We start from the raw sequence: 16,239 nt of genomic DNA, 5'->3' as shown, positions 1-16,239 counted from the left end.
ACAGCCCGAAGGCTGTGCATATCCAATACTAATTAAATCAGTAACTACTTAATCTTCTCTGGCACTTTGCCGTGAATCGCTTTTACATCACTTAGCAAGTTGCCAAATTTGCCGTAGTTCACCTTAACGCCATCATCAAGATCTAGAGTGATCTTCATTTCTGCTAGGTGCTTCAATTCCTCATCGAACTTAACAAGCTCTGCTTGTTTTTTATCGATGGTTTTCAGTTCCTTGTCAATCGCACGCAGTTCTGCACCAGATGCGGTTGCTTTTGAATCGTTAAGAATGTTCTTGCGGCTTTCTAGTTTACCCATCAGCGGTGTTACATACTCGGTACGCATGCGTGACAGCGTGCCTTCGTTATAACGGTGCAAATAAACCAAACACTCAAAGGCTTTCTCTTTACCTGAGCTAAATAGCCAGTAAATAGGGCGCTTCTTGTACGTTTTTAAATGGTCTTTAAAGAACTGAGTAGAGAAATAGCGACGGATGGTATCCATCGAGCTTTCACCTTTCTTCGGTTTGATTGCATCTAAGCATAGGCTTTCAGCTACAAAGTCTATGTTTTCTTGAAGGTGCTCTTCACCCCAAACCGTTTTCACAAATTCACGGAAGCGGGTAGTGGCATCATCATCAAACAACCATTCTTCATCAGCTAATGGTACGATACCATCATCATCAGCGGGGAAAGTTTTGTATGCCCCTTCTACAACAAGCTCTTTGAAGCCGTTGTTGCCTGAGTGAGCATAGATTAAGCCTGAGCGATCTAGGGAGTACCTACCAAACGTATTGCCCAGAAAGTAACTGATAAACGAGCAAACCACTTTGCTTACAATACTGTCTTCAATTTCTCCATTAGTGTTGCTTCTCAACTTGATAGATTCTATGTTCACATCTGTAGCAATCAAGTGTTCAAGTCCTAAATGTTTAACAAATATCGTGTTTATACTTGTCTGGATACATTTTAGCGTCTTGGCATTTTCATTGCTGATATTTATAATTTTGTAGATGTTATCAGCGATAGAACTGCTACTCGCATATTTTGAGTCGATAAGTTGATGTGCTTTAAATTCAAGAGCAGTTTCCTGACTATTCCAATCATTCCTAGAAATTTCAATGGCTTCTCTGACGTGTTCAACAATATTGCTATCGAGAAGTTCTTTGTATGGAACTCTTTGTATATCACCAACAAGGTAGTTTACGGTTTGAGTATTTACCTTGACGAAATAATCAAAACAGCTTGAGTTAAGGTAGCCGAGTAATACTTCTACCGAAATATTTTTTGGGAAAATGCATAAAGCAGCGTTGTTTGCTACGTGTGCTTTATCTAAAAGTCTAAATGAAGGCTTTCCAGAGCTAATTGCAGACCACGATACCCCCTCTAAATTCCAATACTTCTCGTCAAGAATACGAGCAATGTGGTCACTTTTATAGTGCTTACGGGCGCAGTCAGTCCAGAGAACAACGCTATCTATATTTCCATACCACTTACGGTATTCTCCTCCTTTAGGGTGTAGTCGCCATTTAGAGTTTGTTCCAATTTCAAAAGCGTTCACTTCCCATAGGTTACGAAGAAACTTGTCGTTGTTACCTGTCTTTACGGAGCCGTCAGAAATTAACTTTCTATCTAACAACCCGAACGAGTATGTCTGAATTGCAGGATGTGAAAGCCAATAAGCAATGGGGGCCCCTGGAATCTTTTTGAAATCGTCTTGAGTATTGTTACTGAACAGGTTCAAACGTGCGATCATTGCGGCCTTTTTGGCTGCTTCGTTTCCTTCGGTTAAGTTAAGAAATGAAGGCTTATAGCTTCTGACGTATTTCTTAGATAATACCCATGCTGTAGTTTGTACAACTTCCCCAGAAATCTGACCAAAAGCCTTGGAACCTAAATGAGCCATGGTGATTATGGTTTTTTCATCAAGTAATGATTCTCGCAGACTTTCAAAACTAGATAAAAACATCCAAGATTGCATGTTGACTTGAGCGTTATAACCATCTTCTTTTAAGAAGTTAAAAACGCGTTCCATAAAAATAGCAAAAAGGTCGGATTTTGAATTAGGGAAAGATTTCTTAGCAAAATCTTTTAACGCAGTGTTCATACCTTTTGAACCCATATATGGCGGGTTCGCTACCGCTACATCGTACTTAGTGGCTAATACAATGGCTTGTCCCACAATGGGAAGTAGCACTTCTGCTGCTTCTTTTGTGGTTGGCTCACTACCTTGTTCTTTATCAGTTAGTTTTTCTTGTAATGTAGCTAAAGATTCAAGGTGCTGGCTATCAACCTCAATCAATGAACCTAAGTTTTTCGCATCAATAAACTGTTCTTTCAGGTAACGCAGTAAATCAAGGTAGACCTTGTTTTCTGCTGAAGCTTCAACTAATTCTAGTTGAGGTTCTGCAAATAGATCACCCATAGAACCAGTTTTTTGGTTACCATCTAAATCCAAATCTGCCCATAACTGGTTGATGTTCAGGTTTTCAGTTGATTGAATAGAACGGATATTTAGTTTGATGTCACGCGAGAAAATGCGCTTGTCATCCTCACGCGCTTTCATTAGCACCGCAAAGGCTGCCATTTGCGCTGCGCGATCATCAATATCCAAACCATAAATGTTTTTAGTAAGGATTAGTTCTGGAATTTCACGTGAGCGGTAGCCGCGTTCTAGGTAGATTTCACGCAACACTTCATAGACTTCCACCAAGATGTGGCCTGAACCACAAGCAGGGTCGAGCACTTTAATCTGTTCTGGATCAATGCTGGTTGGCGTAATGGCTTTTAGTTGCTCGATAACATCATCACTTTGCTCGGCAGGGGTGATGTAATACTCCATCTTCTCTTTTAGTTCAGAGTCAGGGTAGGTAGCAAGCCATTGACGACCCAGAGAGTTTTGCACGAGGTACTTAACAATCCAGTTAGGGGTAAATAGCTGAGTCGCCGCAGGAATGTCTTCGCGTTTAACGACTTTACCAATAACCGCATCTTTGTGTTCAGAGATGTAGAACTGGTATAACCAACCAATGACCTCAATCTCTCGCCAATTATCTTCTGGGATATCGTTAACCAAATCTTTCAAAATGGAATCGGTTTTTGTCAGGTTATCTGGCAGTAGTAGTTCGGTTGCATTATCCAGTTTTTCAAACATGAAAGACATGGCTTCACTTAGTTGATGACACTGACCTAGAAGAATTGTGCGGTATAACTCTTCTTCTTTGTTACCATCTAGCACCATATCAATGATGCTTTCTTTGTTTAAGCCTAGGTCATCAGCTACGTCTGCCGCTGAACCTAAAATCTCAAAGCCTTCACCAAATTGTGCGCCTTCGCTTTTGCTTAATACACGGAAACCATGATCAAGGTATTCGTTCACTTCCATGTAACGGATAGCCGTTAAGCGGTTGAACCATGTAAAGGCTGTTTCGTTAATGAATTGGTTAAAACCGTCTTTTAATACGAACTTATCGTTGTTCGTGCCTAGCTCTTCGATACGTTTAACGAGTTGGGCACGTTGTTGACCTTGCTGGCGAGTAAATACACGGCCTTCAATGACGGCACTGTCACCATCAATGGTCATTTCTGCAATGCGGTCAGCGTATAAGCCAAGAAACGCTGCTCGCTTTGTTACGGCTTCCATAAAAGCCAAACGGGCTTTAGGAGCGTAAGCTTTTAATTTGTTGGTGTTCATTATTTATCATCTTTTAGTTGATTAATCACAGCCTGACCGTGTTGAGTTATTCTGTATTTTTGCAGGCGGCTCTTAGGTGTTTCTGGAATGGTATATTCAATTAGCTCTTGCTCTAACGCTGGAGCAATGTAGTTATTACGTAGGCTTGGGCGGTGTTTTAGCTCAAGGGCTTGTAATAATTCAGCAGCAGACAGTGTCGTTTGTTCGAGTGCGAACAGTAACTTTTTAAGTGGTTCGCTTAGCTCTACCTTAACGGATGACTTAGTCGCTGACTTAGTCGCTGACTTGATCGGTGAGTTAGTCGGTTCTTGTTCGGTTGTTGGATTTTCTCCGATAAAATCAGGGTGAATCGGCAAGATAGTCACAAAATAATTGTTATCGTCATCGGTGATAAATTGTGGCTCTAGTGATCCATTTTTTTGCATAAAACGACGGATCTTTGGAATGCCAGTGCCTCGACCTTCGGTTAAATCTAACTCTTTTAAAAAGTCACCTAAACGGCTGTTACGGCAATCTTTAGCGATAATTAAATCACCATTTAACATGGTTTGGTTAACTGGGGGCAGTGGGCCTGGGAAGTTAACCACTTCAATACGATGGTGACGAATATTTATCTCTATCGGATTTTGTCTGTCATACCCTTTATGAAAGACAGCATTAGAAATTGCTTCTTCAAGAGACTCAAACGGATAGTTATAAAAACGCTTGGCTTCGGCTTGTCCATCAATTTTGATAATTTGTTCTTTTATCACATGAGTTTGGATGTGACGTAATACGTCTTTAAGTTGCATCCATACTGGGCCTTCAAAATAGGTTTCTTGAAATTTATCACCAATATCGTCTTGGTAATGAACCATTTCTATGCGTGCGCCACGGAAAAATTCATGCGGTTTATTGGCAAACATGAGTAAGCCAATATTCAGCGGATGTAATGATTCACTTGAACCATTGGCAATGCGCATTTGGCGACATAACTCAGAAGTAGAGAGGTTCGGTTGTTCTGCACGAAGATCACTCTTTATGGTGTGTAAAAAGTTACTGATGTGCACTTGGTCTAAATCATCAATAGAGGCGTGATAATTGATTTGGTTATCAAAGGGGGTTCTGCCTGCAAAATCCATTAGCCTCTGTAAATCGGTGTCTTTTGCTTCTACGGTAGAAGACATGCGACGCACATAATAAGGCTTATTGATTTGGTCTTTTTTACCTAGTGTTTTTGGTGCTTTATAAGGTCGATATTGACCTGGTGGACACCAAATTATCAGGATATAACGGTCGCCTATTTTTTCTGGGTGAACCACTGGGAAGTAATCAGGCTGAATAAAGTGACAGACACGTAATAACTCTTTTTGAATCTCATCCAGTTTACTGGCTTCAAGTCCAATAGGAGGTAATACCGCAACGCCATTTTTTTCTTCAACACCCACGACGATGTAGCCACCGCCGACGTTGTTTAAATCGTTAGCGAAAGCACAAATCGAGCGCACGATCACTTCAGGATTCCATCCTGTTTTAAATTCGATACGCTCGGTTTCAATGACGCTCCCCTTAAGGAGAGCGTGAATATCTATTGGCAATGCCATTATTTAATTCGTACCTTGTGGTTAGAGGCGATTAACTCTGATAACTGTGTTTTCAGTGCAGCAAGGTAAGCGTCTAGCTCTTGCTCGGTTTCTAAGTAACTGTTGTCACCAAGATCACGGAAGATAGAGCCTGTATCAATCGTTACCACTTTTTTCGCTTTCGGTTTTACGATTGGCTCTGCCACTGTTAGGGTTTCTTTGGTTGCTGCCCCATAGTTATTTGATGGCTCTGATGCATCTGGCGTGCTAGCTGCTTGTTTTGCTCGCTCTATGGCTAATGCAGCTTGACGCTCTGCTTCTTTGGTTTGTTGATCAATATAAGCATTGATGATCTGCTCGGCTTGTTCAACCAACTCATTAGAGTTACGCACTTCTTCATTCATCTCTGCAATGCTGGTTAATTTATCTAAACGTTGCAGTGACTGTTGCAGTGGACGCAGGGCATTGTGACTGATGTTATCAGGTGCTTTCGATTCTGAGATGTGCTCCTGTACATTTTCAATCGCTGCTTGCAGCTTATTTGTTGCGTTAGTACGGCTGCTTGCCAAAAACTCATTATTAACGGTTTGTACCGTTTCAATTAAGCCTTGTACTTGACGGATTTTGCCATAAGGACGTTTGTCTTTATAAATCGCCTCTAGCTTATCTAATGCTGTTTTTGCGCTCTCTGAGGTTTCAAGCAAGTAGCGGTTTTTAGCAAACTCAACGGTGAGTGCGCTTGCTAGGTTTTGCCATGTTGAGAACTGAGTTTCGTAGAAGGTTTCTAGATCTTCAAACTCTTCTTCAAAGTCTTCTAATTCGTTACCTTTACGCAGTAATTCATCAATGAACTTAAAGCTGCCTTGCTGCTCAAGTAATGATGAAAGCAGCATGATGCCATCTTCAATTTCATTTGTGCCTGGGAATGTGCCTGTAGTGGATTTTGCTTTAAAGTCTTTCAGCTTGGCTAACATGCCTTTTAATAGTTGGCTTGCTTGCTCGAATAACTCTTTTTCTGTTGATGGCGCATTTTTGTGGAACAGGGTTTTATACAGAGTTGCGGCCTTTTTCAGGTTCGCTTCTGATTGTTGTTGAATACGGCGGATACGTAAGTTTGCACGCTTGGCGGTTTTATCCAGATGTTCAAAGGCACTGCGTAAAGCGATGTCTTGTTGGTTGGCTTGCAATGTTAGCTTATTAGCAACCGCTAAACGTGCGATCATCAAGATAATTTCGTTATCATTCCAACCAAATGGACGGCGAGAGAATTTCTTCACCATGTCACCCGCGGTAATAGGGCGACCGTACTCATCACTGATGGCAATATGCTGTTCCATCTCTGTGAGTGCGCGAGGATTCGCTTCTACATCAGATAAGTCGATGTTCATTTGGCTTAAATCATCAACAATTAGGGTTTGTTGAATTTGTTGACGAATATCGCCTGTGTACGGTTGTACGTATTTTAGTTTACTGAAGGTGTTTTCAATTACATGGCAGTAGGCATTATCAACAATGGCACTTGGTGTTGCGCCTTTGGTGTTGTAGTTTTGACCTAGTACGTAGAAATCCGATTGTTTGATCAGCTCTTCTAGCTCAGTGACGAGCTGTTTACGACGAGCACTGTTTTCTGCGGCTTTTGCACGGATCAAGACTTCCATATCGGCATCACGGCCTGCATTGCGTTTGGTGTATTTTGCGGTACGAATGTAAGTACGTAGCTCACCAAATAAACGCGATTGGTCTTGCAGTTTGATAAGGATAGAGTCTGATGATTCGTTGCCACATACCGCATCGTTCATTTCATCGTAGCTAGAGTCGATAGGTGAAATCACTTTTAACAACAAGTCGTTATCGGTTGTGCGATCAAACGGTTGACCATTACAGAAGCGTGAAACAGGGAAATCCTGCTTGTTTTCTGGGTAACGGTAGTTGTTGTTGGTTTTTAAGATCTCTTCAAACAGAATCTTGCTTAGTTCTGCGGTTTCATCTGATGATTCTATTTCTGTATTTTGGATCTCTTTTTCGATCTCTTTTTCTTCGTTGGTTAAGAAGATGTACTCGTCACCTTGGCGAGCAATTAGGTTATTGTTTTCTAATGCGTCTAGGCTGTTGGTAATATCAATACGAAGTTGACGTTTGTCTTGATCCACTTCTGAGATGCATAGCGTTACGATGTTGTCGATGGTGGATTTCATCTCTTCAACATAACGGATCATAAATAGCGTTTGTAGTACCTGAACAGAAAACTCGGTAATAGAGCTTTTCTCTGATGCTTGGTTGATATCACGTACCACTGCGGTATCTAAAAACTTCTTAATAGATGGGTAGAAGCTGTAAAGTGGGATCAAACGACCAATATTGTCATCGACAAATTGATTGGTTGCGGTTTGGAAGGCTTCAATTAATGAACGCTCACCTTTTGCTAAGTGTGTACCTGCCGCGCCAGCTTGACTGATGCCAGAAAACACTTTCTGAATAAGGTTGTATTGGTATGGTGCAAACGGGTAGCTTGATACGAAATTATCTGCCCCAGTAAAGTTTGAGAACTCGGCTTTGTTGGTGTGCTCAAAACTTAACTGGCTACGAATGATGTCGCCTTTTTCATTGTATAACGCAGCTAGTGCCGTTTTTGCTGGATCTGTTTTATCAAGCAGACGCTTTTCGATAACTTCGTTTACGTTGGAGCTTGAAAGAGAGATACGATCAAAACGTTGTTGAATGCGTGAAAAATCGTTCTTACGTGAGCCTTCTTGCATTTTGCCTAATACAGCATCAATGTCTTCTTGTGAGGTAACTACAACCCATGCGCGACCTTCACAAATAGTGCCTAGGTTTTCTGTGATGGTTTGCAGCTTAAGCATCATTTGGGTATTTTGACCGATGTATTGACCAATCTCATCGACGAAGAAGCTAATACGACGCTCTGAGCTACCATCAAGGTACTGTTTAACCCATTTACAGAAGTTTTGAATGTCTAGGCTGAAGTTATTTTCTAAACGCTCAATGGCTTGACGACCTGCGTCTTCTGATTGGCCTGTTACTTGTGCAAATGCAGCAGCTAGATCATCACGGTAGAAGTCATAAGAGTCACGTTCTTCTAACCACGATGAACCCGATAAATCTTCAAATACACGATGGAATTCTTGCAGTTTGCCACGAGCATCTAGATCGCGTTCTAAATCGGCAATATGAGCGTGATCGCCTGAGTAGCCCATTTTTTCATTGAATACTTTTAGGAATACTTTCAGGATTGCGTCTTCTTTATCATCGGTATCAGCACGGCTATCGATGTTAAATAGAATAACGTTGTTTTCTTTTTGAATTGCACGACGCATATCGCCCAGCAGCATTTGGTCTTCTTCAAGTTTTTGCTCAAAGAAGTCAATAGCACGTTTGTTTACGCCTTCATGGGTGGTCTCTACATTTTTAAGTAGGTAAGACATGATTTTGATGAAGTGCGATTTACCTGAGCCAAAGAAACCTGATACCCAAATGCCTGATTTGCCCGTCATTGATGCTTTTTTAGGATCATCCACTGATGGCATGTAGTATTTGAAAAATTGCTCAATATGGCCTTTAAGCTCGGCGGTAATAACGTATTCGTCTAATTCAATGAAGACGGTGTCGTTTTCAACTTGATCGGCTTTTACTACACCATTAATAGGGCGAGTAATGTCTTTATTAAATAGCTGCTGTAACTGCATGGTGGTTTCCTAGCTAATTTTTTATTTTAATTTTGGTTAATGCACTTGGTTACTCTGTTTTTGTAACGTGCTGCATTACGACTTGTTATATAAGGCAATTAAGCAAGCTTAAAGGCTCGATAATAGTTGTTGGATTCGATTCGTCCAAACGGCTTTAATGATGCGCCATCGTATTCGCCAGGGTAGAACATCACTGTTGGTACTTGTCCTACTTTAGCGTGTAAGGCATTAAGCAAGCCATGACCTCGAACGATAGGCCACACACTACCAAGGCCATGAAGCATAATGAAATCACAATTCTCAATATTGGCTTCTTGAACGATAAATTCAGCGACACGGTTTTGCTCTAGTGGGCCTTTTAATGCTTTAAATAGAGCTTCATCGCCTTTCTCAAATTGCATTTTGAAGGATTTATCCAATAAACGACGTGATTCTAGTAGCTTAACGATCATCTCAAACAGATTGATGCTAGCAAAAGTGTAACCTCGATTGGTGAGTTTTTTCTCTAATACTGAAATGTGCTCACGAACCGCTAATTCTTGCTCTGGCTTGTAATCGAAAATATAAAAACCGATTTCACCACCCAGCTCTTTGTTTTGCAGAAAGCCTTCGCTTTCCAGACGCGATTGAATGGTGTCGAGTCGTTGCTGTAATTGCTGCATTAGTAAGCTTCCATCGCTTGGATAATGTCTTCTTTATTCATATCAATAAGAAGAGTACGAACATCAGGCGTAATATAGATGTTGGTTAAAATCTTAGTTTTTGTGCTTTCTAAAAAACCACCATCGGTCATGACTTTAAAAGCAACTTGGGCAATTTTGTAGGTCGATGACTCTGACATCTCGGCAAACTCAGGGTAAAGGCGAGATTTGTCTTCCCAGAAGTATTCCCAATCTTTGCTGTCTATGCTTTCACGGTACATGCGTTTGGCATCCATAACGACGGTACGCATAAAATCAGCAAGAAGAGGAGAGTTGATGAGTGTTGCTGCCATCATCAATTGTGCGGCCTCTTCGTGATTGGCTTTGGACAGCGCGTGCAGAAAATCGTTATTAAGTGAGCCAATGCGTTTTCTTATGGTTGCGGCATTACGTTTTGCAGACGCAGGTGAGCGCTTTTGTAGAATATTTTGATCGACAATTGCATCATCCCATTGCTCTTTGGTTGGGTCAGTCAATAATAGCTCTGCTATCAGTTGGCTTTCTTTGATCATCAAACTGCCACCGATTAGGTCGCCGAGGTATAGTTTATGCTCTGCCATTGTTTGCTCCTAAATGAGTGGTAAGTGTGTTGTCTGATGTTGTTTGTGCTAAGTAACCAGAAGCTAAGTGTAGATTGTCTACGCCATATAGGGTGGCTCTATTAGCTAACCACAGTTGATGCTCTGCTGTATGTTGCGTTGCGTTTTCAGAGCAATCGACATTCCAACGGCGAAGTAGATAGCCTGTTAATGCCGCACGAACCTCTATATTGAGTTTTCCATCTTGCATTGAGTAATCTAACTCTATGGCTTTTGGATAATTGATATTGTTTGGATGCGGTACTAATTCTAATGGCACAAATCGCATCCACTGTTTATCTGCCAGTATTGTCTGATCTTCTTTGATTACGTTGTCTGATAATTTTGCTTTAATGATGCGTGAAATAACAAAATCTCTAAATTGTTTACTTTGACAGTCGTAAGCACGAATATGCCAACGTAATCCATTATCGACAATGGAGTGAGGCACGATGATGCGATTACTTTCACCGCTACTTAATGAAACATAACGGATGTTGACGGCTTTGGTATTTAATGCCGCTTGAGTTAATACGGCGACAATATCAATGTTAGGTGCATTAAGCTGACTTGGCGCTTCAAAAGGAATACCTAACCCGTTAATCACACTGTCTTCACCTGATAATTTGGTGGCTAGCTTGGCAAGTGTGTCGTTATTGTTGTGATTAAACAGTGGGGTAAATTTGGCTGTTTGGAAATAACACTTTTCTGCGTTGTCATAGATTAAGTTATCGCTTGCCAATTCTTTGTAGAGGTTAATGTCTCTCGTGGCATTAGATAAGCCCATTTTAAAGTGTTCAACCACTTCTGAACGCGTAAAGTGACCTACAAACATCAGCTTAAAGTCAATGTAAGCCAATCTTTGTTTTTGTGCGTAGTTGAGTTTATCCATATCTTTTTTATTATTAATCATTTGGGCTAGAGTATGCACCATTTTGGGTTTTACTTCAATTGGAATACATGGAGGTAGTTAATAAATCAATCTAAAAAAAGATAGGAGAAACTTGTCAGTTTCTTTCTTTAATTTATGAATTACCAAGGTTGTGGCACTATGCTTTCGTATACTTCTTTAATCTCATTGCTAAGGTAATAAAATTTAAAATCATTATCTTTTCTAAATTTTATTTCTTTATCTTTACACTTAGCTTGGTATTCAAAGTTATTACCAAATTTATCGTTTCTATCGCTACCATAACCAATGTTTTTGGCTTGTTGTTCAAGTCTTCTTAATTTTTCTCGTAAATATACGTATTCAGTTACCAGATCAAAACACTCTGGTTCAAGCTCTAGAGGGTTGAAAATAACAACGTAAGAAGCAGCACTAAAAAACATTTTTCCGCTTAAGCAAGGTTGTTCACTAGCATTGCAAACGCGACCATTCACCTCATCTGCAAATTCACTAGCATCATTAAATGCATTACCAAACGTTATTAGCCATTCGTTATCTCTCAGTTTTATTTGAAACATTTTATTGATTCCACATATTAAAAAACTTTTTTATTATTAATTATTTGGGTAAGAGTGTGTACTATTTGTTTTTTCTTCAGTTAGAGAAGGTTAGAATTATAGGGACAAATGTCTTTATTTAGTGTTTTCTAATCGACCAGAGTAAACTGAGGATTTTAGGTATTGTTGCTGTGGTGAGATTGAGCATCTGTGGCACAAGAACGATGGTTACTTGTTGTGAAAATGAATCTAGATAGGGAGACTTTTTATGCTTGTAACCGCTTCAGGCGTGGTGCTGATGATTCATGTGGTGAGAATATAAAAATAGAGGCTTATGAGATGCGAATCCGAAAAGCACGGATACTGGTTAAATAATTAAATATGAGACTACTTTGAAAGCCAGCGAAACGCTGGCAATAAACGAATATCTATTTCTTCATACACAATGAAGATAACAGGATTCAATTCTATAGGTACATACCTAGTATGTAAGACTTAATTTAATTGTTGGGTGATCAGCGGAAACAAAAAAGGCCGAGAAAACTCGGCCTTATTGTCCAACGGTTAACCGCCTGTTGGCGCGGAATATAGGCATAAGCTATGCTATTAACTTAATTTCTGTTTTCTTTAAGCCGCTAGTTAAGCAGATAAGGTCACATAATGATTAGTTGAACTAGTTTTTATGTGTTTAAGTTTTTTCTTTAAGCCACCTGTTAGATGGAAAGATTAGCTGCTCAATGTCTATGAGCTAAATATATCTGAGTTATTTATGCGTGTAAAGTACTTTAACTCATTGACTCTTAAGTATTTTATGTATAATAACAAACATGGGAGTATTGTTATCTATAGGTATTCCCCCACTTTTAAGTAATAACGTCATTTATAAGCAATCACCAATGCATATTAGTTGTTCTTCTAAAGCAACCAAAGTAGAGAGATTATTAATGAGATAAATTTTGTAATCTTCCTTTTCTGCATCAAATTGAAGATGGTTTGATTTAAGATCTGAACTGTTGATAGCAAATGTAACAAACAAGACCTCATCAAAACTTTCAATCTCAGACGTTAATCGCTTAGATAGTGTAGCTGTAATACAGGACTTACAAGGAGTAAATCTATAGCTAGATAATATCAGATTGTATTTTTGGGAGAATAGTAGGCAAAGCTCTAATGGTGACGTAGGAATTTTTATTTTACGCCCATTTACAAGAAAACTGGATTTTAAATGGCATGGAGATAGTTCAACCGAAATGCTTTCGTTGTTAGCTATTAAAGTGTTTGTCATGTTGTTCATTGTATATATCCTAAATAAAATAGCCCCTGATCTGCTTATTTATTATAGAATTAATTTTTAATACAAAGGCTGGGGTAAATACTCTGTATTAAAAATTACAATATATGGACCTATAATTCCTGTCAATCATTAATAACTAAATTTACATTATATTTTTGCCGCCAGATAAATACTGAGCTGGCGGCATAAGTTATTGTATTTATAGGTGGTTTATTTTATAGGTTGTTGAAAATAAATATTTACAACGTTGATTTCTTATGTTTTATTATATGCATCTAAACAATGTGTATAAAATACAGAGAGATTAAAATGAATTCGATTCAAGTGATGTTTAAAAGAAGTAAGAAAAAGGAAATTATTAATGTTGAAGTTAATAATAATAAGGGAAAGGAATTTAAAGTTAGTTATGAAAGTATTTCAGATAAAGAAGCAGTAAAAATAGCTAATAGTTCTCCTTATGATAAAAAAGAGTTTGGAAATAAAAGAATGAATAAACGTAATTATGCGAACAATCAACTAATTAACACGGTTTCAGAAGCAAAGGAAAACCGAGTACCTGGTTTATACGGTTGTAATAGATATAAATCTAACCAACGAAAAAATTTCGATACTCTTGAGTTTATTTAGTAGGGACCAATTATGTGCACAAGACATTCCTGTCAAGCGATGCCTGAACAAGTTAATCTCGTACACACAGATAATTATAGTTCTGATAAAGAGTGGTTTATATTCATCACAGAAGAAGCTCAAGAGGGTGATTTAGAACATAGCCACGAATTGATGAATGTTGGAGATATTATCTGGCAGACAGCGTTTAACGTGATATTTTGCCCTTATTGCGGTGAACGTTTACCTGGTTTTCGGGAAGAACATTATCACAAAGCTCATAATTACAAATTGATATAGTTGATGACGGTTACTTTCTGCCTGACGCTTTTATGCATTTGCAATATAACGCTTAGCAAGAGGGTGCATACTAACGCAGACATCACGAGATTTGTTTTTGTTTGATCCTACAGTTTCTACCTTGAATCCTAGTATTTTAAGTAATTTATTTACTGTTCTTTTAACATGATTCATAGTTTGTTCACTTCTATTACGAAAACTATTTGTAGTAAAATAAGGAAGAAATAAATCCTTTTTATTTGTCAAGTGGTCATATGTTAATTGGTATGTTTGAGTTGATAGCATAGTTTTGTGTTCAAACCTTACATTCATAATATTTAGTATTTCACTTATCGCGATGAGGATGTTTTTATCTTCATCGTCTATATTTTTATCTGATAGATGATGATTGTTTAGTTTTGTTGTTAAGTTTTTCATTTTAAAATCAGAGTAAAAAAGGATAGTCTGTTTATCAACTTGACTAGTAGGTATGTTTAATTCATTTGCAATACCATATTTAATAAAGCTGAATTTTTGCTCTTTTGTTAGAGTGGTGTGACTAATGAGAAAATCTGAAATATCATTAATGTTTTTAGCGTTTTCTATAAAATCTACATCTTTTGTAGATATTTTATTGTTTAATAAAGTATCTATTAATGATTTTTTTGTTTTTTCATTGGTCGTGATTTTTTCTATATGAATATTAAAACCTAATTCATTCAAAGTATGGTATAGAGCTAAGGGGGTGTTCATTTTTAATCTGTAAGAACTATCTTCCGTTGATTTTTTCATTTCATTAAAATCAAAGGGCGTATTTTTTGATTTATAAGAGTATGCCTTTATTTGTGTATGTTTTTTTTGCACTGCAAACTTAATTGTCTTTACTGCTCTGAATCGTAAAGACATTTGTAATAGTTCCATAGGCGTTAATATATTATCGCTTACAATTGTGATCTCATCTGAAAAATCGCAGGTAATACTAAATCCTGAGCCAAGATAAGGAGAGTAAAATATGCGTTGATATTTCATGCTTTCTTGGTTTGGATTTCTAATAAATTCAATTACTTCTCCTTTTTCTTTTGTGGCACCGCAAACGACTAAAATACCTGCATCCAGAGCTTTTTTGTAACTATCATGTCTGTTTGATTCAAAAGATAATTTTTTTATTTCATTCCACAATATGCGAACACGATCAAAAGCAACCAGTTTTGATGTTATTCCAGTGGCTAATGTGGCGTCACGGTGCTGAATAATAACCTTATATTTAGAATAAATATTATCGGTTTGTTTTTTGTAAATACTCACACTATTAACGTTGATATGATTTATAAAGCGAACGGTGATATCATCTGAAGTATCCGCGTCGAGTAAAATAATTTGTTTTTGTTGCTGCAATAAATTCTCAAGGGCGTCGTATGATTTTTCGGCATGCTGTTCATTTTTATAATGTTTTCCTGCTATTGACATGATGCCTTTTTCTGATTCATCGAAAATAATTAAATCAGCTTTAAGCACATAAGGCATCACTTTTGGTAATGAGTTAATTGATGTAGTGATGATAGATGCTTGTTCTAGCAACCCTAAATTTTTTTCATTATGTGTTGCTAATGAAATGGGAGAACCGTGTAATAGTTCAATATCGGTGTGGAATTTAGAGCACAGTGCATTTCGATAGTTAATAAATGCAATTTTTGCTTGAGGATTTACCTGTAATAGATGTACACATTCTTTATTCACACGAGTGGTTTTACCTTGTCCCATACCTGCTTTTATTATTGTGATATGATTTTTTTTAAAGGTAATATCATCTAAGCTTGAAATGGTTTCACCACTAGAGAGTTGTAATGTTTTTTTGACTGCATTATAGACGTTTGAGTTAGATGCCCTTATTTCACTCTCAGCGTCATTTTGAGACATATTGAAGGCTTTCACTAGCTCTTTGGACGCATAATCATTAGGAATAAGATGGGGTGTCATAGAGGTGATTTCTTCTATAGCTAATTTTTTGAATTGTTCTATACCTGTTAACTTATAAGCATCTGTGAATGTACGGTAATTATTCAATAAATCGGATTCAAGAGAAATACAGATGCTGTTGATTATGATTTCAATGGAGTGTTTTATTCCAGCTAGAATGGAATCAATGGTTTGTTTCTCCGTCGCTTTATCTGTTTGTACGCATATCCTTCGTAATACATTGTGCATATCTTTATATGTGTTAGCTGCGTGATAGATGTCACCTACAACTAAGTCATTCCTGTCACTGTTGCTGGCTAATTTATCATTATAGGCACCTACGTGAAGGGTTACTTTTAATGATTCTGGGTTGTTTACGTTTTTTATTTGAGATTGATATGGAGTGTTCATATAACGCCTATGT

The 16,239-nt window shown here is 38.1% G+C and carries 11 protein-coding genes; 2 read left to right on the top strand and 9 right to left on the bottom strand.

Annotated elements, in window-relative coordinates; all coding sequences use genetic code 11:
• Positions 1-44: 44 nt before the first annotated feature.
• From pglX to PVK70_RS00095, 8 genes are all read right to left on the bottom strand, one after another.
• Positions 45-3,689 (bottom strand): BREX-1 system adenine-specific DNA-methyltransferase PglX, encoded by a 3,645-nt coding sequence (pglX, locus tag PVK70_RS00130; RefSeq protein WP_130049301.1) that lies wholly within the window; start codon positions 3,687-3,689, stop codon positions 45-47.
• A complete protein-coding gene (locus PVK70_RS00125; protein WP_130049302.1) occupies positions 3,689-5,272 on the bottom strand; it encodes a Fic family protein in 1,584 nt (527 codons plus the stop codon). Before PVK70_RS00125 ends, pglX begins: the two co-directional genes overlap by 1 nt.
• On the bottom strand, positions 5,272-8,955 hold the full coding sequence (brxC, locus tag PVK70_RS00120; RefSeq protein ID WP_130066623.1) for a BREX system P-loop protein BrxC: 3,684 nt from the start codon (positions 8,953-8,955) through the stop codon (positions 5,272-5,274). The genes PVK70_RS00125 and brxC overlap by 1 nt, the downstream gene beginning before the upstream one ends.
• A 98-nt stretch (positions 8,956-9,053) precedes the next feature.
• The gene (locus PVK70_RS00115) at positions 9,054-9,617 is read right to left on the bottom strand and encodes a DUF1788 domain-containing protein (protein ID WP_130049497.1); all 564 of its coding nucleotides are present in this window, start codon (positions 9,615-9,617) and stop codon (positions 9,054-9,056) included.
• Positions 9,617-10,216 carry a DUF1819 family protein gene (locus PVK70_RS00110; RefSeq protein WP_130060025.1) on the bottom strand — a complete coding sequence of 200 codons (600 nt, stop codon included), beginning with the start codon at positions 10,214-10,216 and terminating at the stop codon, positions 9,617-9,619. Before PVK70_RS00110 ends, PVK70_RS00115 begins: the two co-directional genes overlap by 1 nt.
• Positions 10,203-11,126 carry a WYL domain-containing protein gene (locus PVK70_RS00105; protein ID WP_130049492.1) on the bottom strand — a complete coding sequence of 308 codons (924 nt, stop codon included), beginning with the start codon at positions 11,124-11,126 and terminating at the stop codon, positions 10,203-10,205. The genes PVK70_RS00110 and PVK70_RS00105 overlap by 14 nt, the downstream gene beginning before the upstream one ends.
• A gap of 140 nt (positions 11,127-11,266) precedes the next feature.
• Entirely contained in the window at positions 11,267-11,701 is a 435-nt protein-coding gene (locus PVK70_RS00100) for a hypothetical protein (RefSeq protein ID WP_130049397.1), read from the bottom strand.
• Positions 11,702-12,560: 859 nt separating this feature from the next.
• Entirely contained in the window at positions 12,561-12,974 is a 414-nt protein-coding gene (locus tag PVK70_RS00095) for a hypothetical protein (RefSeq protein ID WP_130049396.1), read from the bottom strand.
• Between the two features lie 309 nt (positions 12,975-13,283).
• Between PVK70_RS00095 and PVK70_RS00090 the strand changes: the two genes are divergently transcribed.
• Both PVK70_RS00090 and PVK70_RS00085 read left to right on the top strand, forming a co-directional pair.
• Positions 13,284-13,601 carry a hypothetical protein gene (locus tag PVK70_RS00090; protein ID WP_130049395.1) on the top strand — a complete coding sequence of 106 codons (318 nt, stop codon included), beginning with the start codon at positions 13,284-13,286 and terminating at the stop codon, positions 13,599-13,601.
• A 12-nt stretch (positions 13,602-13,613) separates the two neighbouring features.
• On the top strand, positions 13,614-13,880 hold the full coding sequence (locus PVK70_RS00085) for a hypothetical protein (protein WP_130049394.1): 267 nt from the start codon (positions 13,614-13,616) through the stop codon (positions 13,878-13,880).
• Between the two features lie 30 nt (positions 13,881-13,910).
• Here the strand turns inward: PVK70_RS00085 and PVK70_RS00080 are convergent, their stop codons facing one another.
• Positions 13,911-16,226: a hypothetical protein gene (locus PVK70_RS00080; protein WP_130049393.1), complete on the bottom strand. Its 2,316-nt coding sequence runs from the start codon at positions 16,224-16,226 to the stop codon at positions 13,911-13,913.
• Between the last annotated feature and the right edge of the window lie 13 nt (positions 16,227-16,239).

The organism is Aliivibrio sp. A6, assembly GCF_028765505.1.
Lineage (GTDB): Bacteria > Pseudomonadota > Gammaproteobacteria > Enterobacterales > Vibrionaceae > Aliivibrio > Aliivibrio finisterrensis_A.
Note: the sequence above shows the minus strand (reverse complement) of the source record. Positions and strands in the feature narration are given on the sequence as shown.